Genomic DNA, 24,411 nt, shown 5'->3' with positions numbered 1-24,411 from the left:
TGGAAAAAGCCCCCTTGGCTTCGAGGATCAGTGAATGGTGGAGACGCCGGCCCGTGTGGCCAGCGCGTGGAACAGGGATTGCAGGTCGGGCAGCACGACGATGTCGTGCGCGCGCCGGACCAGGCAGCGGACATGATCGCGCGGCCACCGCATGCCGATGGCCGGCGGCTGCTCGCAATCGTCGGCCGGCAAGGTCGCGACCTCGTCGACGCTGTCGGTGGTCAGGCCGATCAGCAGCGGCTCGTCGTCGATCGTCAGTTCGATCACGATGATGCGGCTGTCGGCGGTCACCTGCGCCTTCTCCATCCCGAAGGCGGGACGCAGATCGGCGAGCGGGATGACCCGGCCACGGAAGTTGATGACGTGGCCGACCAGCGCATCGGCGCCGGGCACCGGGGTGCACGGCACGATGTCGAGGATTTCGCGCACCAGCACCGCGTCGAGCGCGAACGTCTCACCGCCCATGCCGAAGGTCAGGACCTCCAGCGTGGTGCCGGCAGCGGGAAGGGTCGGGGTTGGATCGCTCATGTCATGCAGCGGCGCGCAGCCGCTCCTCCCGTGGTTGGGCCGCCGCGACGAGCTGGCCGATGTCGAGGATCAGGGCGACGCTGCCGTCGCCCAGGATGGTCGCACCCGCGAAGGACGCCACGCCACGATGCAGCGCGGTCAGCGACTTGATGACCGTCTGGTGGTTGCCGATGATCTGGTCGACGACGAGGCCGACACGCTCCTGCCCGACCGAGACGACGACGATCTTCTGGTACGGATCGGGCGGCGTGCCGGTCGCGAACACCTCCCGCAGCCGCACGAACGGGATCAGCCGGTCGCGCAGCGTGATCAGGTTCTGGCCCCGCGACCGGCCATCCTCCTCCAGCGTCAGTTCGAGGCATTCCTCGACCGCCGCCAGCGGCAGCACGTATCGCGCCTCGCCGACCCGGATCAGCAGCCCCTCAATGATCGCCAGCGTCAGCGGGATGCGCAGCGTGATCGTCGATCCCTCGCCGTCGACCGAGGCGACGTCGATGGTGCCGCGCAAGGATTCGATGGTGCGCTTGACCACATCCATGCCGACGCCGCGCCCCGACAGGTTCGTCACCTGCGCCGCAGTGGAGAAACCGGGCGCGAAGATCAGTTGCAGCAGTTCCTGGTCGGCCAGCGGCTGGCCCGGCTCGATCAGCCCGTTGGCCTCCGCCTTGGCCCGCACGCGCACCCGGTCGATGCCGCGGCCGTCGTCGCGGATGGTGATGACCACCTCGCCCCCCGCCTGATGCGCGGACAGGCGCACCGTGCCCGCCTCGGGCTTGCCCGCGGCCAGCCGTTGCTCGCCCGGCTCCAGGCCATGGTCGCAACTGTTGCGGATCAGGTGGACCAGCGGATCGAACAGCCGCTCGATCACGGTCTTGTCGACCTCGGTATGCTCGCCCTCGGTGACCAGTTCGATCGTCTTGCCGGTGTCGCGCGACAGATCGTGGATCAGGCGGCGGAACCGGCCGAACAGCGTCGCCACCGGCACCATGCGCAACACCATCATCGTGTCGCGCAATTCGCCGGCCAGCCGCTCGATCTCTTCCGAGATGGAGCGCATCGCGACGCCGCCGTCCTGCTGCGCGAGCTGCGACAGGCGGCTCTGCGCGATGACGAGTTCGCCCACCCGGTCCATCAGCGCGTCCAGCCGCTCGGCCGGAACGCGGACGCTTTCGCCCGCGGGCTTCGCCGCGATCCGGGCGGCGACGGGATCGTCGCTCTCCACCGCCGGCGTGTCGACTTCGTCCGCGGGCGCCGGCCCGGCGACGTCGGCGCCGGCCGGCTCGATCGGCTCGATCGACAGCGTCATGTCGTCCATGACGAAGATGAAGACGTCCTCGATATCCTCACGCGACATGTCGCCGATCAGCGTCACGTCCCAGCCGATATGGATTTCCGCGACGGCGAGGTCGTCGAGCATCGGCACCGTGTCGGTCCGCGCGACCACCGTGCATTCGCCCAGCGCCCGCAGCTCGTCGAGCAGCATCAACGGGTTGGTGCCGTTGACCACCGCATCGACCGGCAGGCGGAACGACAGCCGCCAGCCCTGCGTGCCGCCGGTGACGGTCGCCGCCGCGACCGGCCCGCCACGCGCGGCCTCGACCGCCGCAGCCAGCCGCACCAGAATCTCGTCGCCGACCGCTTTGGGCGCGTCGCCTTCGACCAGCGCGCGCATATGGTCGCCCGCCGACAGGATGACGGCCACCATCTCCCCGGTCGCGGGGACGGTGCCCTTGCGGACCTGATCGAACGCGCTTTCGCAGTGGTGGGTAAAGCCCGCCAGCGCATCGAAGCCGAACATCGCGCCCGAGCCCTTCAGCGTGTGCAGCCCGCGAAAGACCGCGTTGACGACGTTCATGTCGTCGAGCCGGTGGCCCAGATCGAGCAAGCCCTGCTCGACCTGATCGAGCAGTTCGCCCGCCTCGACCCGGAAGGCGGCGACCGGATCGTTGGCGCTCACCGGCCCAGCACCTTGCGTGCGACCTTGACCAGCTGATCCGGCACGAACGGCTTGACCAGCCATCCGGTCGCCCCCGCCGCCTTGGCCTGCGCCTTCATGTCGGCGTCGGATTCGGTGGTCAGGAAGATGATCGGGATGCCGTCCTGCGCAGGCTGGCTGCGCAGCGCACGGATCATCGCCAGCCCGTCCATGTTCGGCATGTTGAGATCGGTGACGATCAGGTCGAACCGCGTCTCCGCAGCCCTGGCCAGCCCTTCGACGCCGTCGCCGGCCTCGGTCACGGCATAGCCCGCGCCGGTCAGCGCGATACGGATCGCCATGCGCAGGCTGGCGCTGTCGTCGACGGTGAGAATGGAGGCGGTCATCGCGCGATGGTTCCTTGCGACCAGAATGGATGCTCGCCGGTCAGGAAGCCGGCGCGCTCGAGAAGGGAGAGGAGAGCGGCATCGACCGTGCCGACCAGCGAGATGGTCGCGCCGGTGCCTGCCGCCTGTTTGCGCGCCGCCTCGACGACCTGCACGACACGGATGTCCGGATTCCGGACCTCCGACAGGTCGAGCGACACGGAGCCGTGTCTCGACAGAGACGATTTCAGATCATCACTGAATTGGGCCACCCGCTTGAGCAGCCCGTCATCGGCATGGTTGCCGATGCTTACTGGGAGGTCCGGCATGATAGGGTTGCACACCTTTGTTCTTGGTGTTTCGTTTCGTAAACGGAACATCCTAAAAAAGTGGTAACCACGCAGGAACAGCCGGGCGTCACACGCCGGTTTTTGGCGTCAGGCAATCGTCAAACGGAATGCATTCGCCATCATTCCAAATATTTATATGACGGATGCGACGTATATATATTCCCGAATGCAAAAATCTGTTGCCTTTCCTCTGTAGTCGACCTGAAATTACCTGATGAATGCTCCGAGCAGGACGCATGACATTCACCGGAAGCACCGGTTGGTGATCCTTTGCCGATTAAGAGCGAAGTGGTTGTATATCTTGGCATAAATGTCGGGCATGGTCAGGCGGCGATCCACCCTGCCCGCCGGGAACCGGCCGATGCCGCGCGGAAACCGGAGCGGCGACGCGGCAGCGGATCGGATCGGGCTTGCCGCGCCTGACCGGGGGAACATTTGCCCAGCCCATCGCACCCCGCGCGAACCACGCAGGACTGGCCGTCGTGACGAATGCGACTTTTGTCGGTAGGGGGCGGCCGGAGGCGAACGATGGCTGGAATCACGGCACTGCAGCAACGGATGATCGAGATCGCGACGCAGGGCGACGCGGCCTGGTTCGACACGCATCCCGACAACCGGATCCGCATCCGCAATGCCGTTGCACGGGAATTCAGCGAGGATTTCGGGCCCGCGCCGGTGGGCATGTCGTGGCGGGCCATCGTGCTGGAAGCGCAGCCGGGGGTGCGCTTGCGCCAGCCGGTCGCGCTACCCCTCCACATCGGCAACGATCTGGGCGATCACGACCTGTTCGCCCTGTTCATGCAGGCCGCCGGCCCCGACGCGAAGGACATGGTTCGTCAGCTTCGCGGTGTCAGGTTACCCGGCAAGGGAGAGTCGGCAAAGGCCGGATGACCCGGTGGGCGCGATGCCGACACGGCAGCCTGCCATCGCCGGATAAACATAGGTCGTTGATGTGGATGCGGCACTGCCCTTTTTTGGGACAGACGATTGATTTTGCTTGGAACGAAAGGCGAACATAAGCCTTGCGATGGCTGTCTCGCGGGCGTAGCGAAGCGCCCATAAGGCGAGCAAATCGCCAACATTAGGAAAGAGTGATGCAGGCCGACGACGAGCGAACCTATTACGAGGCGCGGGCCGAATTGCAGCTACGGCTGGCGGCGGCGACCGCCAATCCGGCGGTATGTGCCAGCCATTACGCCCTGGCGAACCTGTACCTCGAACTGGCCAACAAGGCGGACGAAGGACTGAGCGAGGCGGCATAGGCGACGCTGGCGCCGGGCGCCGGGAATGAGGGGCGGATGGTCGTGATGACGACCGGGTCGACGCACTCCCATCCCGGTTGCCCGGCGGCATGGCGTCGACCACGGACGTGTCGTTGGCGGGACAGGCGGCGAACCCGATACCGGCGCAGCATCGCGGCAGACCCGGTATGGCCGGGCGATCGCGATGCGCGATACGGGAGTACCGCCGTTACCCCGCAGCGTTCAGACGAACGCGATGGCGGCGCGACGGCGGCGGCGAACGGCGGCACCGATCATCGCGAAGCCGGTCAGCATCATCGCCCAGGTCGCAGGTTCCGGCACGGCCGTCGCGACGATCGCATCGGTGCCTGCGAACGTACCCAGATGGACCTCGCCGTTCATGGTGAACGCCTTCACGGCGACGCTCCCCTCGATCGCGCTGGTGTTCGTCAACGTGGCGAGCGGCGCCAGGATCGAACCGTGCCATCCCTTCGTCGTGATCGACGTCGCCTGCGCGAAGTTCCAGATCACCGTCTGGTTGAGCGCGGTCGAATTGATGTTGCCGCCCTGGACCAGTGTCTCGCCCAGCACGTTCACGATCGTCGTCATGCCCGCCGGAAGACGGCCGAACAGCACATCGAAATTGGCATTCTGGTCCTGAAACGCCGCGGCGGTCATGGTGAAGACCGCATAGCCGTCCGCCGCGCGCGCATAATCGAGCGCCGTCGTCGTCGAGGTGATGGTCGAGATCGACGCGAGCGACGACAACTGCATCGACAGGACGCCGAGGTCTTCGGCCAGCTTCGTGGTCTGCGCCGCGATGGTGGCGGCCAACCCGTTGCGGGGATCGGCCAGGCCGGGGGTCAGCGTCAGATAGGGGGCGTCCTGCGCCTGACCGCCGGTCACGCCCGTGCCGTACTGGACGAGCTTGCTGCCACCGGGGTTGAAATTGGCGACATTGGCCGTGCCGCCGACCTGGACGGTGCCAACGCCGTTCAACGCCATGCCGGCGGCGTTCCCGCCGACCAGCGCCACCAACGGCTCGCCGAGGTTGCGCTCGATGGTGAAGCCCTCGCTGTTGCCGCCGACCGTCAGCTGCGGACGACCGCTCGCCCGATAGCCCTGGCTGCCGCCCTGCGCGACCACGGGCCGGCCCTTGACGTTGCCGCCGACGAACGCCTTGCCCTGGATATGCTGCTGCGTGTTCAGATCGCCCAGCACGATCAGGTTCAGTTCGCGCATCGCCTGCAGGCCATCGGCGGCATTGCCTTTGGCGATGGCGGTGGACGGCGATACGACCGCCATGGCGGCGGCAGCAAGCAACACGATATTTTTCACGGTAAAAGACCCCCTGTCGGTGCGCTGCCCTATCAGCCTCATCGACGAAGCGCAGCGCCGTTCCCATCGATGGATCGTCCTGTTCCGGGACGGGCGACGGATAACGCGCGACCGCTATGGGTCATCGTTGCGGGACTCCGTCGCCCATCCCGGAACAGGACGATCCCGACGATCGGCTGCCGGGGAATCTGCTCCCGGGGATCGGGCGATACGTGGCGCATATTCAGGCCCCATCGACCGCCTCGTCGTGGCGCGGGCCGAAAGCGGTCGACCGGCGTTATAGCGGATCAGGGAGAAGATCATGCGCCCATCACCGTTTCTGGACGATCCGCGCGACAAGATGCGGCGTCATGTCGCCGAAGCCGTCGCCTCCCCGATCGAGGCGGTCAGGGCGATCCATATCCGGGCGGCCGAACATCAGGCCGCGCTGGCCAGGGCCAGCGGGCTCGACGATGCCACGGCTCCGCGCCGGTCCGATGCCGGCCGGCGTGGCATCCGTGGCCTGCTGTCATGGCTACGGATCGGCTGGGCGCGACTGATCCGGCGACGTGGCGGCTGACGGAGCGGCGGCTGTCGACGGCTATTCTGTCGGCGGCCCGAACCCGCCATGGCCAGGATACCGACATGGACAGACGCCCGATCACCGTCTATCGGGCGCCGCATCGTGCGCGCCTCTTACGGGTTTCCGGTCGCCACGTTTTCCACCGAGCCCGCAAGCAGGAGGTGCCCGCATGGCGTGGCTCATCCTCGGCATTGCCGTGATTACCGAGATCGTCTGGGCGTTGAGCCTGAAATGGGCCGCGATGCAGGGCACGCTGCTCGCCTCCGCCGTGCCGGTCACCCTCAGTTTCGTGAATATGGGGCTGCTGGCGCTCGCGATGCGCGGGCTGCCGGCGGGCACCGCCTATGCGGTATGGACCGGGCTGGGCGCAGTGGGGGTGACGGTGTTCGGCGTCGTGCTGTTCGGCGAAAAGCTGAACCCGACGCAGATGGCCTTCATCGCGCTCATCATCGTCGGGGTGGCGGGTACCAAGTTCTTCGCCACCGCCTGACCACCCGCCCCGCTTCCGGGTCGAATTGGCCAACCCACATCGATTACCACTGGTCGCCCACGGCGTGCTTTGGTAGGATCGGGGTGTTGGACGAAAAGACGGCAGGGGATGCTACCGGTGTTGATGACGCAGATGATGCGCTGGTTCGGGCCGCGCGATCCGGTGTCGCTGGCGGGCATCCGTCAGGCCGGGGCGACCGGCGTGGTCACCGCGCTGCACGACATCCCCAACGGTGCGGTCTGGCCCCGCGCCGCGATCGCCGAACGCCGCGCCGTCATCGAAGCGGCGGGCCTCGACTGGACCGTCGTCGAAAGCCTGCCGGTCCATGACGACATCAAGACGCGCGGCCCCCGCTGGGGCGCGCTGATCGACGCCTATCGCATCAGCCTGACCAACCTCGCCGCCGAGGGTATCCGGGCCGTCACCTACAACTTCATGCCGCTGCTGGACTGGACCCGCACCGATCTCGGCTGGACGCTGCCCGATGGCGCCCGTGCGCTGCGGTTCGAATGGGAGGCGGTGGCCGCCTACGACCTGCACATCCTCCGCCGGCCCGGCGCGGCGGACGATTACGCCCCCGACCTGATCGATGCCGCCACCGCCCGTTTCCACGCGATGGACGATGACGGGCGCACCCGGCTGGAGGCGACGATCCTCGCCGGCCTGCCGGGCGCGGAGGAGAGTTTTACCTCCGCCGGTTTCCGCGACGCCATCGCCGGCTATGCGGGGATCGATGCGGAGATGCTGCGCGCCCATCACACCGCCTTTCTCGCGGCGGTGTGCCCCCATGCCGACGAACTGGGGCTGCGGCTGGTGGTGCATCCCGACGACCCCCCCTTCCCCATCTTCGGCCTGCCGCGCGTGGTATCGACCGAGGCGGACCTGACCGCCCTGTTCGCGCGCGTGCCCAATCCATCGAACGGCCTGTGCTTCTGCACGGGTTCGCTCGGCGTGCGCGCCGACAACGACCTGCCGGGCATGGTCGCACGGCTGGGCGAGCGGATCGGGTTCCTCCACCTCCGCTCGGTCGATCGCGAAGGCGGCGACACGGCGTTCCACGAGGCGCCGCATCTGGACGGCGATGCCGACATGACGGCGGTTGTGGCGGCGGTCCACCGGCTGTCCGCCGCATCGGGCCGCAGCATTCCGATGCGCCCCGATCACGGCCACCAGATGATGGACGACCTCACCCGCACCACCAATCCCGGCTATTCGCTGATCGGCCGGATGCGCGGGCTGGCCGAACTGCGCGGGCTGGAACGCGGTATCGCCCATGCGGCGACGATGCGATGACGATATCGCGCCGCCTGCGCTGGCTGTCGCTGCTGGGCGTCGCTCCGCTCCATGCGCAGACGCCGCCGATCCAGCCGCAGATCGACCCCGCCCGGCCGGAATGGGAGAATCCGGCGGTCTTCGCGATCGGCAAGCTACCCGCCCGCGCCACCGGCTTCCCGTTCGAGGATCGCGACCGCGCGCTGGCGGGCGACATGGCCCGCTCCGCCCGGTTCCTGACGCTCGACGGCGCGTGGAAATTCGCCTTCTTCCCCTCGTCCGACGGCGTCCCGACGGATTTCGCCGCCCCCGGCTATGACGTATCCGGCTGGCGCAGCATCAAGGTGCCGGCCGACTGGCAGGCGGAGGGGTACGACCAGCCCCGCTTCAACAACATCACCTATCCGTTTCCCGCCAACCGGCCGCTGATCCCGCACGCGACCAATCCCGTCGGCCTGTACCGCCGCGATGTCGACGTGCCGGCGGGATGGCGCGGCGACGACGTGATCCTGCACATCGGCGCGGCGGGATCGGCCTATCATGTCTGGGTCAACGGGCGGAAGGTCGGCTATTCGGAGGACAGCAAGCTGCCGTCCGAATTCGACATCACCCGTTTCCTGGCGCCGGGGCGCAACAGCGTGGCGATCCAGATCCACCGCTGGTCGGATGGCTCCTATCTGGAGGATCAGGATTTCTGGCGCGTGTCGGGCATCGAACGCTCGGTGTACCTGATGGCGGCACCGAAGGCGCGGATCGCCGACACAATCGTCAGGGCCGGCCTCGCCAACGGGTATCGCGACGGCACGCTCGACGTGCGCCTGACGACCACTGCCGCCGCCGCCGGCCATGTCGCGCGGCTGACACTGCTGGACGGCGACCGCGCATTGCTGACCCGCACCACGCCCGTCCGCGGCACCGCGACTGTGTTCACCGCCACGCTGCCCATGGTGCGGCCATGGACGGCAGAGACGCCCGCGCTCTACACGCTGCTGACCGAACTGGTCGATCGTCGCGGGCGGGTGGTGCAATCGACCGCGCGCCGCATCGGCTTTCGCGAGATCGCGATCCGGCAGGGGCTGGTCACGATCAACGGCCGCCCGGTCACGATCCGCGGCGTCAACCGCCACGAACACGATCCCGAAACCTTCCACGTCATCTCGGAAGCGTCGATGCGCCGCGACCTGGCGCTGATGAAGCGCGCGAACGTCAACGCGCTGCGCACCTCGCACTATCCCAACGACGAACGGCTCTACGACCTCGCCGACGAATACGGCCTCTACGTGATGGACGAGGCCAACATCGAGAGCCACGGCTACATGATCAACAGCCGCCGCACCGATGTGGACCGGACCAAATACGAGATCGGCTACGATCCCGCATGGCGCGCGGCGCAGGTCAGCCGCGTGGTCAACATGGTGGAGCGGGACAAGAACCACCCGTCGATCATCTTCTGGTCGCTGGGCAACGAATCCGGCAACGGCCCCAATTTCGAGGCGGCGGCCGCCGCCGCCCGCGCGATCGATCCCACCCGGCTGATCTCGTATCTCGGCTGGAGCCAGCTGAGCGATTTCCGGCCGAACCCGTTCGCCGACATCTACGCGCCGATGTACGACAGCGCCGCCAGGATGGCCGACTATGCCCGCCGCACCGATTTCGCGCAGCCGATGATCCAGTCCGAATATGCCCATATGCAGGGCAATTCGGGGGGCAATCTGATCGATTACTGGAACACGATCGAGGCGCATCCGGACCGGTTGCAGGGCGGCTTCGTGTGGGACTGGGTCGACCAGTCGATGTATCGGTATACGAAGGATGGCCGCCGCTATTGGGGCGACGGCGGCAGCTACGGCCCCAATCCGGGTGGCGAGATCGAGTTCGGCGACGGCCTGATCCAGCCCGATCGCACCCCCAACCCGCAATATCACGAACTGGCCAAGGTCCATTCCCCGATCCGTTTCGCCGCCGTGGATGCGAAGGCTGGTCGTTTCACCGTCACCAACCGCCATGATTTCCGCGACCTGTCCGGCTTCGCGATCGAATGGGAGGTGACCGCGAACGGGGTCATCGTCGCACAGGGCGCGGGGCCATCATTGGCGACGAAGGCGCGGGCCAGCGAGGGCTTCGTGCTGACCTTGCCGAAACTTCCCGCTTTCGACGGGACGTCGGTCGCGCTCGGGCACGGTTTCACCTTGCAGCTACAAAACGACACGACACCCCCGGACATCGAATATCTCGTGACGATCCGTGCGCTGGCGAAGGCGGGGGCGATCCCGCTGGTGCCGGCGAACACCGTGATCGGCTGGGAGCAGTTCGCGCTCGGCCCGCGCATCGTCGCTACCGCGTCACGCCCGGGAAAGGTCAAGCTGACCGCGGAAAACAACACCGTGACCTTGGCGGCCGGCGACGCGACGCTGACGATCGACCGCACGACCGGCCTGATCGCCGGCTACCGCGTCCACGGGTCGGAGCTGCTGCACGGCGGCGCCCCCAACTTCACTCGCGCGCTGACCGACAACGATATCGGCACCGGGCCGGAAGCGGTCCACGCCGCCTGGGCCGGCATGTCGGCGACGCGCCGGGTCGACGGCGTCACCGCCGCCGATGCCACCATCACCGTCCGTCACGGCATGGGCGACGGCGCCGCCCGCTTCGTCACCACCTATACGATGGCGGGTGACGGATCGGTCGCGGTCGCGGGCGACTTCACGCCGCTGAAGCAGGACCTGCCCCATCCCCTGCGCATCGGTTTCGCCTATACGATGCCGACCGCGTACCGGACGATCGAATGGTATGGCCGTGGTCCGCACGAAAGCTATGCCGATCGCAAGACCGGGGCGATGATCGCGCTGTGGCGCGGGGCGATCGCCGCGCAGCACCATGATTTCATGCGCCCGCAGGAAACCGGCAACAAGACCGACGTCCGCTGGCTGGAACTGACCGGGCCGGCCACCGGCCTGCGCATCACCGGCGACCGGCCGCTGTCGGTCAACGCGCTCGCCTTTCCCTATGCCGATCTGGCCCGCCGCCCGCCGGGCACGCGCACCAGCGCCGATATCGTGCCGCATGGCGAGGTCAGCCTGATGGTCGACGCGGTGCAGGCCGGGCTGGGCGGCGACACGACGTGGAACAAGGATGGCCAGCCCCTGCCGCCATACCGCATCCCCCTGACTCCGCGCCGTTTCTCGTTCCGGCTGGAACCGTTCGCCGGGCCGGGAACGACCGTGGCGGCAGCACGGCCGGCGACCGCCACCACGGGGGATTGAGGCTGATAGCAGGATGGCATCGGCCTGACCCAAGCCGTCATTGCGAGCGTAGCGAAGCAATCCAGGGCGTCCTGATCCAGCGCTGGATTGCTTCGCAACGCTCGCAATGACGGACCTTCGGTTCGACCCGATGTCATCGATTCCAGTTTCCCGCCCTCATCCTTCCGGCCCTCCGCTTCCCTCTTTTCACAGGATAGGGAAAAGACGACGGAGCCGGCGAAAGGGCGCGGCCGGTTCCGTCAATCCGCCCGCAGCCATCCCGTCGGTTTCGCCGCCAGCGTCAGCTCCAGCGTGCCGCCCGCCACGATATCCGCCTGCCGCACGAACGGCGTCGTCAGGGCGCGCTTGTTCAGCCGGGCGGACGCGATGTAGATGCGCCCCGGTTTCCAGTTGCGCGCCACGATCGCAAAGGTTCGGCCGTCCTCCAGCGTGATGACGCTGCGCGGCTGGTGCGGCGCATGGAGATAGAATAGGTTGGTCGTCAGCTTGGGGAACAGGCCGATCCGGTTGAAGACATAGTGCGAGCTCATCGCGCCATTGTCCTCGTCGCCCGGATAGGCATTGGCGGTGAAGCGGCGGAAGATGCGATCCGCCCAGTAACTCGCCAGATCGGGCCGGCCGACCTCGCTGAACAGCCACGGCGTCGCGAAGCTGGGTTCGTTGGTGATGTCGATCAGGTTGGCGTCGAGCGCATGGCGCAACCGGTCGGTAAAGCGCGCGCGGCCCCCCATCGCCTCGACCATGCCCGGCAGGTCGTGCAGCATCGTGTAGGAATAGACCCAGGCCGTGCCCTCGTAGAACCCGACATTGTCGTATTTCTTGCCATCCCACCCGATCTTGGGATCGAGCGGCTGGAACCGGCCGTCCGGGTAACGCGGGATGATGAAGCCGGCATAGCCGTCGCTGGTCGCCGCCGGGTTCCACACCTTGCGCCAGCCGCCCGAACGCGCGGCCAGCATGGCGGCCTCCGCCGGCCGCCCCGCCGCCGCCGCCAGCCTCCCCGCATAGAAATCGTTGAGCGCGAAAGCCGGCGTCGACGATCCCGATTTTGCGCGCTGGTTGTCCGGCTCCGGACTGCGATCGCCGACCGCGAACCAGCCGTCGATCAGGTAGCGCGGGCGGCGTTCCTCGAACGCGTTGTGCAGCGCGACCTCCGCCGCCTTCTTCCAGTCGACCCCCGGCACGCCGCGGATCAACCCTTCGCCCAGCACATTGTCGACCTCGTCCCCGCCCTGCCCGACATGATAGTTGCGGCCCGCGATGAACGCGGTGTGCGCCGCGCCATATTTGCGGAAGGTCGACACGATCGACGCGACGTTGCCGGCATAGACGCCGGGGCGCAGCAGCGACATCAGCGGAAAGCCGGTGTGGTACGTGTCCCACAGCGTATAGTAATCGTCCCAGTGCGGCGTCGCGCGATCCGCCACCGGCTGGTCGCGGGTGCGGTCGCGCGGCTGGATCGCGCTGTGATACAGCGCGGTGTAGAACCGGCGCCTGTCCGCCTGACCGACGCCGTCGATCGTCACGCGCGCCAGTTCGCGGTTCCACGCGGCGCGGGTGCCGGCCTGCACCGCATCGAAATCGAAACCGGGAATATCCTGATCCAGCAGTTCGGCCGCGCGCTGCGCACTGGTGAAGGACACCGCCACCTTCATCATCACCGGCTTGCCCCCGGCCGTGTCGAACTGCCACCATGCCGCCAGTCTGGTGTCGGCGGGGGTCGCGCCGTCGGTGGCGCCGGCCCGCACCGTGTCGTCGGTACGTATGCCCCAGCGCGTCGGCGCGCGGTCCAGCTGCGCGACGAACCAGATGTCGGTGCGTGCCGGGTTCCAGTAATCCTTCGTCCGCACCCGCGCGACGATCCGGCCCTTCACCGGATCGATCGTCACGTCGGCGCCGTCGCTGGCCAGCTCGCCGCGAATCTTGCGGGTGATATCGAACACCATCGTCGCCGGCGCGCCGGCGGGATAGGCGAAGCGATAAAGCGCGGCATTCTCCGCCGGGGTCACTTCCGCCCGGATGTTCCAGCGGGTCAGCGTGACGGCATAGCCGTCCGCGCGGGCGTGCTCGTCCGCCTTGGCCGACAGATGCGCCGGCTCGTCCAGCAGCGGCTCACCCGTCTGTGGCGAGATCAGGAACGTGCCATATGTCGTCCGCCCGCCCGACCCTTGCGTGTGCAGTTGCGCAAAGCCGCTGAGCGGCGCGTCGCGATCGTAGCCGGCATTGCTACCCACCAGCGTTTCCGGGCTGGGGTGGATCGATCCCGCCGGCCGGGTCGGACCGGGGATGGTATCGCCCTGATCGTCGTTACCAGTGCCGATCAGCGGATCGACATGCATCCAGAGCGGCTGGATTTGCTGCGCCGACACCGATGCCGATATCAGCAGCGTCGCCACGACGGATTTGCAGAGGTGCGGCATCGTGGCGTTCTCCCGGTGTCGTCCGGCGCTGACGGCCGGTCGTTGTCCGCTCGACGTAGCGCGGGGGCGATGGCATGACCAGCCTGAACGAACCACTCGCATCGAAAGTGGTCGCCCAATCATCGAGAGGTACCCCATGATCGCGCGGACCACGATATCCCTGCTGCTCGCGGCGACCGGTAGCGTCGCCCCCGCCCCCGCCCTTGCCGCACCGCTCGATCTGGGGCGCGCGGTCATCGTCCGGGATGCCGCCGGCACGGGCGATCTGACCGGGATCGCCGCGACGATGCTGGCGGGCGATCTCGCCGATCTCGGCGCGGCGCGGCCTGCCGTCGTCATCACGCTGGCCGATTGCCCGGCCACCTGCATCGTCATCGGCCGTCACGATGCGCCGCTGGTCGCGCGGCTGGCGCGGGCGGGCGGCATCGACCTGTCGCCGCTGGCCGGGGCATGGGAACGCCATGTCCGCGCGGTCGTCCGCGACGGCGGGCGGCGCATCCTGCTGATCGCCGGGTCCGATGCGCGCGGCACCGCGTACGGCGTGGTCGACCTGTCGCGGACGCTGGGCGTATCGCCATGGCGCTGGTGGGCGGACGTCGCGCCGCGCCGCCGGGCGATCGTCGCGATCGACGATAGGACCGTCGTGTCGCGCGCGCCATCGGTGAAGTATCGCGGCATCTTCCTCAACGACGAGGACTGGGGCCTGCTGCCCTGGGCGGCGAAGACGCTCGACCCGGCAAAGGGCAATATCGGCCCGCGTACCTATGAACGCGTGTTCGACCTGATGCTGCGGCTGAAGGCGAACACGCTGTGGCCGGCGATGCATTCCGTCTCGACGCCCTTCTATGGCGATCCCGGCAACGCGCCGCTGGCCGCCCGTTATGGCATCGTCGTCGGCACCAGCCATGCCGAACCGATGATGCGCAACAACCTGCGCGAATGGGACGAAGGGTCGCGCGGCCCCTTCGACTTCACCCGCCGCCCCGATGCGATCGTCGATTACTGGCGCGAACGGGTGACGGCGACGCGCGGGCAGGACGCGATCTACACGCTGGGCCTGCGCGGCATTCATGACGGCCCGATGCAGGGCGCGACGACGACCGCGGCCCGCGCAACGATCCTCGAAAACGTCATCGGCCTGCAGCAGGACCTGCTGGCGACGACGCTCGCCCGGCCGCTGTCGCAGATCCCGCAGGTATTCGTCGCCTATCACGAATTGCAGGAAGCCTATGACGCGGGCCTAGCCGTGCCGCCAGACGTGACGCTGATGTGGACCGACGACAATTACGGCTGGCTCCGTCGCCTGAGCACGCCGGCGGAACGGCGGCGGCCGGGGGGCGCGGGCGTCTATTACCACCTGTCCTACTGGGGCCGGCCGCACGACTATCTGTGGCTGGGCACCACCCATCCCGCGCTGATCCGCGAACAGATGGGCCGGGCATGGGATACCGAGGCGCGCCGGATGTGGATCGTCAATGTCGGCGACATCAAGCCGATCGAATATCTGACGCAGTATTTCCTCGATCTGGCGTTCGATGCCGACCTGCTGGCGCAGTCGCCCGACGCGCATCTGGCGGACTTCATGACCGAACAGTTCGGCGCGGCCGGCCCGCGGATCGCGCCGGTGATGCGCCGCTTCTACGATCTGGCGTGGGAGCGGAAGCCGGAGTTCATGGGCTTCGGCGAGACGGAATGGGTCACGCCCAACCGGCCGACCGCCTATGTGCAGTCGGACGGCGAGGAGGCGCAGGATCGCCTTGCCGCCTATGCCGCGCTGCGCCGGGATGCGGAGGCGCTGGCGGCCGACATTCCCGCCGATCGCCGCGATGCCTATGTCGAACTCGTCCTCTATCCGGTGCGCGCGGCGGCGCTGCTGAACGAGCGCATCCTGTCGCTCGACCTCGCCGATCTCTATGCGCGCCAGCACCGCGCGAGCGCCAACTGGTATGTCGAACGCGCCCGCCGCGCCCATGCCGCGCTGGTGGCGGATACGGCGCGGTACGATGCGCTGGCGGACGGCAAGTGGCGCGGCATGATGGACATGGCCCCCCGCCGCCTGCCGGTGTTCGACGAACCGGCATGGCCGCACTGGGCACCGTCCCCGAAACAGGGCTGCGACACCGCCCTGTGGGGCGACTGGATCGGCGACGAGAACATGCTGACCTTCACCGCCGGCCGACCCGACCGGCGCACGCTGACGCTGTACGGCCACCGCCACGTCGCTCTGGCATGGCGGGCGGCCGCGATGCCCGCCGGCCTGTCGCTGTCGATGACGCGCGGCACGCTGGCGGCGGCCGGCGGCTACGAACAGCGGCTGACCCTGTCCTATGACGGGCGCGGCGCGGTGGCGCCGGTCGCACTGGCCTGTGGCGGAATGCCGCTGACGGTGCATGTCGGGCTGATCCCCGCCCCGGGCGCGGGCGGCATCGCCGAACGGGAACGGCGCGTGACGATCCCCGCGCTCGCCGGCACGGCGGGGCGGGACTGGGAGAGGATCGCCGGTCTCGGCAGCACCGGCGGCGCCCTGCGCGCGCGCCTGACGCTGACGGGGGCGGCCACGGGGGCTGGGTCCGTCTCGCCGGTCACCTACCGCTTCACCACCGTCACCGCGACCGGCGCGGACCTGCGCGTCGTCGCGCTGCCGACGCATCCGCTGGCGCCCGGTCAGGGCCAGCGCATCTCCGTGTCGATCGACGGCGGCCCGGCGCGGATGCTGGATGTCGCGACCACCGGCCGCAGCGACGCGTGGCGGGCGAACGTGCTGTCGAACACCGCCATCGCGACCGTCCCGATCCGGATGGTGACGCCCGGCGCGCACACGCTGACGATCGTGCCGCTCGATCCCGGCGTGATGCTGGACCGGATCGAGCTGGTATTCGACCGTGCCCGCCCGCGCTACGGCGCCGCCCGCTGATACAGGAACGGCGCCCTCCCGTGACCGGGAAGGCGCCGCAAGGTGGGGAAGACGGGAAGGATCAGAAGGTCGTGCGCACCGTCGCGGTGAAGGTGCGGCCGTCATAATCCGCGCGGCGGATCAGGCGTTCGTCATTCTCATACTCGATCCGGGTGGCGTTGGTCATGTTGTACGCATCGAACGACAGCGAGATGCGCTCGTTGATGTTGTACGATGCCGACAGGTCGATCTGCCCGCGCGCACGCACCGATCGCGCCGCGCCGGTCACCGTGCCGGCCGCCGCCAGATCATATTTGCTGCGCACGTTGTAGACCAGGCGCAGGCCGTAATCGCCGGTTTCGTAATAACCGATCACGTTGGCATTGTGCTTCGACACGCCCGGCAAGGTCGCCTGCTGTCCGTTGGCGCCCCGGCCGCTGATGTCGGTGAAGGCATAGTTGAACCCGCCGCCGAAGTGACTGAGGAAGCCGGGCAGGAAATCGAGCGACTGTTGCAGGTTGAACTCCAGCCCGCGCACCGTGACGGTGTTCTCCTGGTTCACGAAACCGGATGCGGCGACGATGAACGGCGTCGGCACCGGCCCGCCGGTGTAGATCAGGCTGCTCTGGCACAGGTCGCCGTTGACGGTCAGCGTGCCCAGCCCCAGCGTGGTGGCGTTCGACGGGCACAGCCGGCGCGGATCATTGATCGACGCGATCAGCCCGGTGATCCGCTTCTGGAACCCCGCCAGCGAGATGATGCCGTTGGGCCGGTTGTACCATTCCACCGACAGGTCGAGCGAGGTCGAGTCGTACGGTTTCAGATCGGGATTGCCGAGCGTGACCGAATAGACGCCGTTGACCGGGTTGCCGACGATCGTCGCGGGCGTGAACTGGCGCGGCTGCGGGCGGACATAGGTCTTGTACGCCGCACCGCGCACCAGCAGCTTGTCGGAGATGTCGGCGACCGCGATGAACGACGGCAGCAGCTTGCCATAAGTGCGGGTGTAGTTCGTCTCCCGGAAATCGGCGGGCGATCCGACCGTGCCGGTCAGCGAGATGCGGTTGAGCGCATCGATCGAATTGCGCGCCTGTTCGTACCGCAGCCCGCCATTGCCGCGGATGCGGATGCCGGCGATCGTCACCTCGTACTTCGCCTGCGCATAGCCGGCCGCGATGTCGGTCTGGTTGGAGAAGTTGAACAGCGAATAGGCGTTGTCGTTATAACGGATGTTGAAGCCCAGCGGTGACAGCGCCCCGCCCGGATACAGCGTCACCGGCAACAGCTTGTCGAGCGCATAGTCGAACCGCGTCGACTGCCAGTTGGTGCTGGTGGTGCCCGCCTTGCCGCCGAAGAACCCGTCGATGCCCGGCGATGCCTCCAGGAAGCTGGCGTCGATATTCTGCGTCTTGATGCCGAACGCCTGGGTGCGATAGCCTTCGGACACGTATTTGTTGTGTTCGAAGCGGAAACCGACCTGGATGCCGGTCAGCACGCTGTTCTCGAAGCTGCGCTCCGCATCCCACTGATACGCGAGCAGATCGTTCTGCGCATAGCTTTGCGTGCCGGTCACCTGCAGGCGCTGGCGACGATTGGCGACGACGGTCGAGTCGTAGAACTGCGTGGGATCGGCCACCCCGCCCCAGAACCAGCCGGTCGGCGACAGGCTGGATACCGCCGGGGTCGGCGCCAGCGAGTAGAACAGGTCGCCGATCTCACCCGCGCCGGTGCGGATCGATCCGCTGACGCCGTTGCCCGCCGCGGTCTGGATACGGTCGAAATCGATCGACGTCTCCTCCGACCGGTTGTTGGCGCGCGACGCGGTCAACACCGATGTCAGGCGCCAGTTATCGTCGCTCCATTCGCCCTTCAGGTTCACGCCCCACGCCTTCTGCCGCAGCGACAGGCGCCGGGTCGACATGCGCGTGTCGGGATTGGTGAAGTCGTAATCGGTCACCACGTAACGCCCGTCATCGAGCTGCACCGGGCCGGTGCGCGGGGTGACGAAGCTGGCCGCGTTGTTATCGACGATCGAGAAATACTGCATCGTCTTGGGCAGCTTGCGATCGGTGTAGAAGCCGGTCAGGCCGATCCGCGTGTTGCTGTCGGGCTTCCATTCCGCGCCCGCCGCGCCGGTGTAGAGGTTGCCGTCATTGTCGCGCGAATACTGGCGCAGCTGCGAATTGTAGAGGACGCCGTTCGTGGTCGTGGTGCCGGTGCATGACGGGCAGGCCGTCGACCGCGCATAATAGCTGCCCAGGGTGCCCGCATTGGCCTGCGCCTGTGCGGCGGTGAAGGCCGAATAGGTGTTGAACTGCACCGTATCGCGCCGGAAATTCTCCCGCTTGTAGGTCGCGACGCCGAACACCGCGAACTTTTCGGAGAAGATGTGGTTGTAGCCGACCGTGGCGGCGGGCGCGAACTTGTCGCCCAGCTGGTTGTATTCCATCGCCAGCTTGGCGAAGCCGCCTTCCTTGCGGCTCAGCGCGGGGGCGATCTGCAGGTCGACATTGCCCGACAGGCCACCCGACTGCGCGCTGGCCAGTGGCGATTTGTCGACGATGATCGCGCTGAAGATGTCGGCGTTGAACGCGCCCAGCGGTGCCGCCTCGGTCAGGATCGGCTCGGCGAAGGCGACGCCGTTCAGCGTCAGGCGGGCATATTCGCCGGGCAGGCCGCGCAGGTTGATGGTGGCGTTGCGCCCCTCCGCCTCGCGGTTGATCTGGACGCCGGGCACGCGCTGCAACGCCTCGCCGACGTTCAGGTCCGGAAAGCGGCCCAGCCCGTCCGACGAGATGCCATCGGTGATCGCGACCTCGTTGCGCTTGGATCGGATCGCGTCGGTATAGCTCTGACGGAATCCGGTGATGACGATGTCGGCGCCCGGTGCGGCGCTCTCTTCGGGCAGCGACCGGGGATCGGCGGCGGTCGTCTGGTCCGGATTGGCCGGCGTCGCGACGGTCGGCGTGGCGGGATTGGCCGGCACGGTGTCTGCGGGGGCCGGGGCAGGAGTGGCGGCTGCGGGATCGGCGGGGGTGGCGGGCGTCTGCTGTGCGGCGGCGGGCAGTGCCGTCAACATCGTCGCGCCCATCAGCACGGCCAGTATCGACCGGCCGCCATTGGCATTCCTCATGTCATCCCCCCTCGGGTTTATCGTTATCGTTCCGGTCTTTGGATCGTCCGGCCATGCCCGGACTGTGGCGCCGACCGCTGCGCCTACCACTTGTATAAATTGTCCGGACCTTTTGTGCAACCAATTTGGCTTAAGTGGCCTGTTGTATCTGTCCGTTCGCTATGGGATCGGTACCGTCATGACGAAACCGACCGGAAAACTGTATCAACAGGTCGCCCAGGCGATCGCCAGGGCGATCGACGACGGGCGCTATGCGGTGGGAACGCGCCTGCCGGGCGAACGCGAACTGGCGGAGGAATTCGCCGTCAGTCGCCATACCGTGCGCGAGGCGATGATCGCGCTGGAGATTCGCGGCATGGTGGAGGCCCGACACGGTTCCGGCCTGTACGTGGTCGGCACGTCGAACGATGGCGGCACTCCCGCGGAACTGGATATCGGCGCGTTCGAACTGATCGAAGCACGCATCCTGTTCGAGGGCGAGGCCGCGGCGGTCGCCGCGACGGTGATCGACGATGAAGCGCTGGCGGAACTGGACCGGATTCTGGCCGACATGGCGTCGTTCGATCCCGCCAGTGCCGAGGCGATGGAAACCGATCGCCGTTTCCACCTGTGTATCGCGGAGGCGACCGGCAACACCGTCATCAGCACCGTCGTCGCGATGCTATGGTCGCTGCGCGATCGCGCGCCGCTCAGCGCACATATGTTCGCGGAGGCACGGCGGGAGGGCATCCACCCCCGGGTCGACGAACACCGGCTGATCGTCGATGCGCTGCGCGCCCGCGATTCGGCACTGGCCCGCAAGACGATGCGCGATCACCTGCGCCGGGTGGTGGAGGACCTGCTCGCGGCAACCGAGGTGGAGGTGCTTCGCCGCGCCCGGTCGGAGATCGAGGACCAGCGCGGCATGGTCGCCAAACGCCTCCACGCCTGACGGCGGGCCATTGGAGCAGGATGACACGGCCCCGCCCCAATCCGTCATTGCGAGCGCAGCGAAACAATCCAGGGCGTCCTGATCCGGCACTGGATTGCTTCGCTGCGCCCGCAATGACGGGCACCCGGTTCAACCTGATGTCATCGGATACGCAAACGGGCCGGCCTCCAGAGCACGCCGGACCTCAGAACAGGCCGAACCTCAGAACAAGAAGGTGTAGAAACAGGTGAAGAATGCCGCGAAACTCAGCAGGAACAGCTTCACGTCCTGATCGCCGTTCTTCGCCGGCCGTGGCACGGACGGCGGCGGCAGGGCGCGGCGCATCGGGTGGCGGGCGGCTTCGTTGGTCAGGACAAGACGTCTGGTCATGGCGACACGTTAACGCCCTGTTTACGATTTCGGCCAGCGGTGAAGATGGTTAACCGCGTCCCGTCCCAACCCGGCACGGAATCCGCCGCCGCGCCCATGGCTTGAGTATGCCCCCGTTCCGCGCCACAACCCCCTGCCATGTCGATCCTTTTCGCGCTTGCCGCCGCTGCCGCCCCCGCTCCCCCGCTACCTTCCCCCTCCCCCGCCAGGCTGCGTGCCGACGTGACGGCGATGGTCGGATTCGGCACCCGCCACACCGCCTCCACCACCACCGATCCGCGGCGCGGCATCGGCGCGGCGCGCGACTGGGCGGCGGCGCGATTCGCGGCGATCGGGCGGACCTGCGGCGGCTGCATCCGGGTGGAACGGATCGAACGCTCCTTCACCGGCCCGCGCGCGCCGGGCGGCGTGGTGGTGCAGGACGTGCTGGGCATCCAGCCCGGCCGCGACCCCAGCCGCGTCGTCATCATCGGCGCGCACATCGACAGCCGCGTCACCGACGTGATGGACACGACCAGCGACGCGCCGGGCGCGAACGACGACGCGTCGGGCGTGGCCCTGGTGCTGGAGGCGGCCCGGTTGCTCGCCGGGCGGCAGTTCGACGCGACGATCGTCTATGCCGTCTTCTCCGGCGAAGAGCAGGGACTGTGGGGCGCGACGCTGCTGGCGGATACCGCGAAGGCGCGCGGGTGGCAGGTGTCGGCGATGCTCAACAACGACATCGTCGGCAACACGATCGGTCAGGGCGGTGCGCGCGAGGCGCGCTGGGTGCGCGTCTTCTCGGAGGGCATCCGCTCGTCGGAGGACATGGCCCAACAGATCGCCCGACGCGGCAATGGCGGCGAGGACGACGGCCCCAGCCGCGCACTGGCCAAGGCGATCGACGGCGTCGCGGCGCGCGGGCGCTTCGGCCTCGACGTGTTCCTCGATCGCCGGCCCGACCGGTTCGGGCGCGGCGGCGACCACGAACCGTTCCTGAAGCTCGGCTATCCCGCCGTCCGCTTCTCCGTCGCCAACGAGAACTGGGACGCGCAGCATCAGGACCTGCGCACCGAGGGCGGCACCGTGTTCGGCGACACGATCGACCGGATGGACTTCGCCTATCTGGGCAAGGTGACCGCGATCAACACCGCGACGCTGGCCCGCCTCGCCGCCGCCCCCGCCGCGCCGGCCACCGCGACCATTTCCGGCGCCCTGTCGCGCGATACGAAGGTGGTGTGGGCACCGGTGCCGGGCGCGGTCCGCTATCGCCTGCACTGGCGGCGCAACGACACCGCCGACTGGACCGGCCACCGCGACGTGACCGGCACGCAGGCGGTATTGCCGCAGACGCCGGTCGACGATCACTTCGTCGGCGTGTCGGCGCTGGGGGCGGACGGATCGGAAAGCCTCGTCACCTTCGCGGGGCGGTAGGGGCTACCCGGCCCCGCTCGTCATTGCGAGCATGGCGAAGCAATCCAGGGCGTCACACACGCGGCCTCTGGCTTGCCTCGCCGAGCTTGCCGATGACGGCATGTGCGGGAACCCGGCAATGCCGCCCCGCGGGAGTTGGTACGGGGCGGCATCGCGGTCACTCCCGGTAAAGGAGTCCGAACGGTGACTGTCACGGCCCCCACCCGGCCGCACTATCTTCCGTCTGGTACAAAACTACCATCGATCCCCGGCCGGCGCCAGCCGTACTTCGTCCCGATCCGGTTCAGATCCGCGCCGCCAGCACCGCCGCCAGCGCCTCGCATCCCGCCACGTCCGCGTCGTCGAACCGTGCCGGCACCGGGCTGTCGAGGTCGAGCACGCCCAGCACCACCCCGTCCCGCACCAGCGGCACCACCAGTTCGGACCGGCTGGCCGCATCGCAGGCGATATGGCCGGGAAAGGCGTGGACATCGTCCACCCGCTGCGTCTCGCGCGTCGCGGCGGCGGTGCCGCACACCCCGCGACCGACGGGGATGCGGATGCACGCAGCCTTGCCCTGGAACGGCCCCAGCACCAGTTCGCCATCCACCATGCGATAGAATCCCGCCCAGTTCAGGTCGGGCAGATATTGCCACAGCAGCGCCGCCGCATTCGCCATGTTGGCGATCCCGTCATGCTCCCCCGCGGTCAGCGCGTCGAGCGCGGCGTGGAGATCATGGTAGAGTTCGGCCTTGGAGCCGCCGGTCACATCGAACGCGTACATCTCGTCTTCCTTCAGTCGCGCACCTTGCCGCGTCCCGCCTTCACCGCCGAACGGCGGGTCTTGCCGTCGACGCGGCGGGTCTGCGAGGCGCGGGTGGGTTTGGTCGGGCGGCGTTTCTTGGGCACGATCGTCGCCTCGCGGATCAGCGCGATCAGCCGCTCGCGCACCTCCTGCCGGTTGAGCAGTTGCGAGCGCGCGCCCTCGCTGCGCAGCACCAGCACACCCGCCTGCGTCATCCGCGATCCGGCCAGCACGGCCAGGCGCAGCTTCACCGCCTCGGGCAAACTGGGCGAATTCGCCACGTCGAACCGCAGCAGCACCGCGCTGTCGGTGGTGTTGACATGCTGCCCGCCCGGCCCGCCGGCGCGGGTGAAGCTTTCGTCCAGTTCGCCCTCGTCGATGGCGATCGCGCGGGTGATCGGGATCAGCGGCATCGGTCAGGCGGGGACGGCAAGGTCCCATGCGCCGAACCGCTCGGGGAACGGCGCCTCGGCGCGGATCGGTTCCTTGCCCGGCCGCTGCACCACCAGTTCGACGCCGTGCAGCATCATGCCCGGACCCGAACGCGCCGGCGGACCGCTGCGATCCGCCCGGCCATAGACCGGGTCGCCGACCACCGGCACGCCCAGCCCGCTGGCGGCATGGACCCGGATCTGATGCGTGCGGCCCGTTTCCGGCTTGAACTCCACCAGCGTGCGGCCGTCCCGCTGTTCCAGCGCGCGCCAGTGGCTGCGCGCGGATTTGCCGCGCGGATCGGGCACCATGCGCCAGCCGTCCTCGGCGGTGCTGGTCTTGCCCAGCGCCATGTCGACCGTCCCCTCGCCGCTCACGATCCCGTCGAGGATCGCGATATAGCGTTTCTCGACCAGCCCGCCCTCGAACGCCTGCTGGAACCGCGCCGCCGCCTTGGGATTGCGCGCCAGCAACAGGCAGCCGCTGGTATCGCGGTCCAGCCGGTGGACCGCGGTCGGCCAGCGCTGGAACCCGAACCGCAGCGATTCGAGATGGTTTTCGAGACTGATCGCGCCATCCCGCGGTTTGTCGACGGGAAGCCCGGCGGGCTTGTCGATTACCAACGCCTCGCCATCGAGGAAGAGGACACGGTCACCATGCATGGCGGCTCCTTGCCACCCTACGGCGCGAC

Annotated in this window: 20 protein-coding genes; 9 read left to right on the top strand and 11 right to left on the bottom strand. The window is 68.0% G+C overall.

Annotated features, from left to right (window positions below; translation table 11 throughout):
• Nucleotides 1-27 precede the first annotated feature (27 nt).
• From ABD719_RS06150 to ABD719_RS06135, 4 genes are read right to left on the bottom strand one after another with little or no spacing between them, the layout of a single operon-like run.
• Nucleotides 28-528: a chemotaxis protein CheW gene (locus ABD719_RS06150; protein ID WP_344692481.1), complete on the bottom strand. Its 501-nt coding sequence runs from the start codon at nt 526-528 to the stop codon at nt 28-30.
• Nucleotide 529: 1 nt separating this feature from the next.
• Nucleotides 530-2,485, bottom strand: a complete 1,956-nt coding sequence (locus ABD719_RS06145; RefSeq protein WP_344692480.1) for a chemotaxis protein CheA — start codon at nt 2,483-2,485, stop codon at nt 530-532.
• Nucleotides 2,482-2,850 carry a response regulator gene (locus tag ABD719_RS06140; RefSeq protein ID WP_344692479.1) on the bottom strand — a complete coding sequence of 123 codons (369 nt, stop codon included), beginning with the start codon at nt 2,848-2,850 and terminating at the stop codon, nt 2,482-2,484. The genes ABD719_RS06145 and ABD719_RS06140 overlap by 4 nt, the downstream gene beginning before the upstream one ends.
• Nucleotides 2,847-3,158 carry an STAS domain-containing protein gene (locus ABD719_RS06135; RefSeq protein WP_344692478.1) on the bottom strand — a complete coding sequence of 104 codons (312 nt, stop codon included), beginning with the start codon at nt 3,156-3,158 and terminating at the stop codon, nt 2,847-2,849. The genes ABD719_RS06140 and ABD719_RS06135 overlap by 4 nt, the downstream gene beginning before the upstream one ends.
• Before the next feature lie 579 nt (nt 3,159-3,737).
• On the opposite strand from ABD719_RS06135, the gene ABD719_RS06130 reads away from it, so the two are divergent.
• Both ABD719_RS06130 and ABD719_RS06125 read left to right on the top strand, forming a co-directional pair.
• A complete protein-coding gene (locus ABD719_RS06130) occupies nt 3,738-4,070 on the top strand; it encodes a hypothetical protein (RefSeq protein WP_344692477.1) in 333 nt (110 codons plus the stop codon).
• 203 nt (nt 4,071-4,273) lie between these two features.
• Nucleotides 4,274-4,441, top strand: a complete 168-nt coding sequence (locus tag ABD719_RS06125; protein WP_192126219.1) for a hypothetical protein — start codon at nt 4,274-4,276, stop codon at nt 4,439-4,441.
• A gap of 222 nt (nt 4,442-4,663) precedes the next feature.
• Here the strand turns inward: ABD719_RS06125 and ABD719_RS06120 are convergent, their stop codons facing one another.
• A complete protein-coding gene (locus ABD719_RS06120; protein ID WP_344692476.1) occupies nt 4,664-5,758 on the bottom strand; it encodes an FxDxF family PEP-CTERM protein in 1,095 nt (364 codons plus the stop codon).
• A gap of 301 nt (nt 5,759-6,059) precedes the next feature.
• Here ABD719_RS06120 and ABD719_RS06115 point away from each other — a divergent pair, with 301 nt between their 5' ends.
• The 4 genes from ABD719_RS06115 (at nt 6,060) to ABD719_RS06100 (ending at nt 11,345) form a co-directional block, all read left to right on the top strand.
• Complete coding sequence (locus ABD719_RS06115) at nt 6,060-6,317, top strand: hypothetical protein (RefSeq protein WP_344692475.1); 258 nt, start codon at nt 6,060-6,062, stop codon at nt 6,315-6,317.
• A gap of 172 nt (nt 6,318-6,489) precedes the next feature.
• On the top strand, nt 6,490-6,810 hold the full coding sequence (locus ABD719_RS06110; protein ID WP_192126225.1) for a DMT family transporter: 321 nt from the start codon (nt 6,490-6,492) through the stop codon (nt 6,808-6,810).
• A gap of 108 nt (nt 6,811-6,918) precedes the next feature.
• On the top strand, nt 6,919-8,103 hold the full coding sequence (gene uxuA, locus ABD719_RS06105; protein ID WP_344692474.1) for a mannonate dehydratase: 1,185 nt from the start codon (nt 6,919-6,921) through the stop codon (nt 8,101-8,103).
• A complete protein-coding gene (locus tag ABD719_RS06100; protein ID WP_344692473.1) occupies nt 8,100-11,345 on the top strand; it encodes a glycoside hydrolase family 2 TIM barrel-domain containing protein in 3,246 nt (1,081 codons plus the stop codon). Before uxuA ends, ABD719_RS06100 begins: the two co-directional genes overlap by 4 nt.
• Nucleotides 11,346-11,584: 239 nt before the next feature.
• Here the strand turns inward: ABD719_RS06100 and ABD719_RS06095 are convergent, their stop codons facing one another.
• Entirely contained in the window at nt 11,585-13,765 is a 2,181-nt protein-coding gene (locus ABD719_RS06095; protein ID WP_344692472.1) for a GH92 family glycosyl hydrolase, read from the bottom strand.
• Between the two features lie 136 nt (nt 13,766-13,901).
• Between ABD719_RS06095 and ABD719_RS06090 the strand changes: the two genes are divergently transcribed.
• The gene (locus ABD719_RS06090) at nt 13,902-16,679 is read left to right on the top strand and encodes a glycosyl hydrolase 115 family protein (RefSeq protein ID WP_344692471.1); all 2,778 of its coding nucleotides are present in this window, start codon (nt 13,902-13,904) and stop codon (nt 16,677-16,679) included.
• A 61-nt stretch (nt 16,680-16,740) separates the two neighbouring features.
• Here the strand turns inward: ABD719_RS06090 and ABD719_RS06085 are convergent, their stop codons facing one another.
• A complete protein-coding gene (locus ABD719_RS06085) occupies nt 16,741-19,791 on the bottom strand; it encodes a TonB-dependent receptor (protein ID WP_344692470.1) in 3,051 nt (1,016 codons plus the stop codon).
• 178 nt (nt 19,792-19,969) lie between these two features.
• Here ABD719_RS06085 and ABD719_RS06080 point away from each other — a divergent pair, with 178 nt between their 5' ends.
• Entirely contained in the window at nt 19,970-20,722 is a 753-nt protein-coding gene (locus ABD719_RS06080) for a FadR/GntR family transcriptional regulator (protein ID WP_344692469.1), read from the top strand.
• 201 nt (nt 20,723-20,923) lie between these two features.
• Here ABD719_RS06080 and ABD719_RS06075 read toward each other — a convergent pair whose 3' ends face one another.
• Nucleotides 20,924-21,091: a hypothetical protein gene (locus ABD719_RS06075; protein ID WP_344692468.1), complete on the bottom strand. Its 168-nt coding sequence runs from the start codon at nt 21,089-21,091 to the stop codon at nt 20,924-20,926.
• Nucleotides 21,092-21,229: 138 nt separating this feature from the next.
• Here ABD719_RS06075 and ABD719_RS06070 point away from each other — a divergent pair, with 138 nt between their 5' ends.
• Nucleotides 21,230-22,504 carry a M20/M25/M40 family metallo-hydrolase gene (locus tag ABD719_RS06070; RefSeq protein WP_344692467.1) on the top strand — a complete coding sequence of 425 codons (1,275 nt, stop codon included), beginning with the start codon at nt 21,230-21,232 and terminating at the stop codon, nt 22,502-22,504.
• A 283-nt stretch (nt 22,505-22,787) separates the two neighbouring features.
• On the opposite strand, the gene ABD719_RS06065 is transcribed toward ABD719_RS06070, so the two are convergent.
• Genes ABD719_RS06065 through ABD719_RS06055 form a run of 3 tightly spaced genes read right to left on the bottom strand, consistent with a single transcriptional unit; the run spans nt 22,788 to nt 24,382 of the window.
• Complete coding sequence (locus tag ABD719_RS06065; RefSeq protein ID WP_344692466.1) at nt 22,788-23,267, bottom strand: GAF domain-containing protein; 480 nt, start codon at nt 23,265-23,267, stop codon at nt 22,788-22,790.
• An 11-nt stretch (nt 23,268-23,278) separates the two neighbouring features.
• On the bottom strand, nt 23,279-23,701 hold the full coding sequence (gene arfB / locus ABD719_RS06060; protein ID WP_344692465.1) for an alternative ribosome rescue aminoacyl-tRNA hydrolase ArfB: 423 nt from the start codon (nt 23,699-23,701) through the stop codon (nt 23,279-23,281).
• A gap of 3 nt (nt 23,702-23,704) precedes the next feature.
• Entirely contained in the window at nt 23,705-24,382 is a 678-nt protein-coding gene (locus tag ABD719_RS06055; RefSeq protein ID WP_344692464.1) for an RluA family pseudouridine synthase, read from the bottom strand.
• Between the last annotated feature and the right edge of the window lie 29 nt (nt 24,383-24,411).

Source organism: Sphingomonas cynarae (assembly GCF_039537815.1).
Lineage (GTDB): Bacteria > Pseudomonadota > Alphaproteobacteria > Sphingomonadales > Sphingomonadaceae > Sphingomonas > Sphingomonas cynarae.
This window is presented reverse-complemented; position numbering and strand designations above follow the sequence as displayed.

Coding starts and splice junctions, on each gene's coding strand:
- ABD719_RS06150 (WP_344692481.1), bottom strand. CDS start 528: ATGAGCGATCCAACCCCGACCCTTCCCGCTGCCGGCACCACGCTGGAG.
- ABD719_RS06140 (WP_344692479.1), bottom strand. CDS start 2,850: ATGACCGCCTCCATTCTCACCGTCGACGACAGCGCCAGCCTGCGCATG.
- ABD719_RS06135 (WP_344692478.1), bottom strand. CDS start 3,158: ATGCCGGACCTCCCAGTAAGCATCGGCAACCATGCCGATGACGGGCTG.
- ABD719_RS06130 (WP_344692477.1), top strand. CDS start 3,738: ATGATCGAGATCGCGACGCAGGGCGACGCGGCCTGGTTCGACACGCAT.
- ABD719_RS06125 (WP_192126219.1), top strand. CDS start 4,274: ATGCAGGCCGACGACGAGCGAACCTATTACGAGGCGCGGGCCGAATTG.
- ABD719_RS06115 (WP_344692475.1), top strand. CDS start 6,060: ATGCGCCCATCACCGTTTCTGGACGATCCGCGCGACAAGATGCGGCGT.
- ABD719_RS06110 (WP_192126225.1), top strand. CDS start 6,490: ATGGCGTGGCTCATCCTCGGCATTGCCGTGATTACCGAGATCGTCTGG.
- uxuA (WP_344692474.1), top strand. CDS start 6,919: ATGCTACCGGTGTTGATGACGCAGATGATGCGCTGGTTCGGGCCGCGC.
- ABD719_RS06100 (WP_344692473.1), top strand. CDS start 8,100: ATGACGATATCGCGCCGCCTGCGCTGGCTGTCGCTGCTGGGCGTCGCT.
- ABD719_RS06095 (WP_344692472.1), bottom strand. CDS start 13,765: ATGCCGCACCTCTGCAAATCCGTCGTGGCGACGCTGCTGATATCGGCA.
- ABD719_RS06090 (WP_344692471.1), top strand. CDS start 13,902: ATGATCGCGCGGACCACGATATCCCTGCTGCTCGCGGCGACCGGTAGC.
- ABD719_RS06085 (WP_344692470.1), bottom strand. CDS start 19,791: ATGAGGAATGCCAATGGCGGCCGGTCGATACTGGCCGTGCTGATGGGC.
- ABD719_RS06080 (WP_344692469.1), top strand. CDS start 19,970: ATGACGAAACCGACCGGAAAACTGTATCAACAGGTCGCCCAGGCGATC.
- ABD719_RS06075 (WP_344692468.1), bottom strand. CDS start 21,091: ATGACCAGACGTCTTGTCCTGACCAACGAAGCCGCCCGCCACCCGATG.
- ABD719_RS06070 (WP_344692467.1), top strand. CDS start 21,230: ATGTCGATCCTTTTCGCGCTTGCCGCCGCTGCCGCCCCCGCTCCCCCG.
- ABD719_RS06065 (WP_344692466.1), bottom strand. CDS start 23,267: ATGTACGCGTTCGATGTGACCGGCGGCTCCAAGGCCGAACTCTACCAT.
- arfB (WP_344692465.1), bottom strand. CDS start 23,701: ATGCCGCTGATCCCGATCACCCGCGCGATCGCCATCGACGAGGGCGAA.
- ABD719_RS06055 (WP_344692464.1), bottom strand. CDS start 24,382: ATGCATGGTGACCGTGTCCTCTTCCTCGATGGCGAGGCGTTGGTAATC.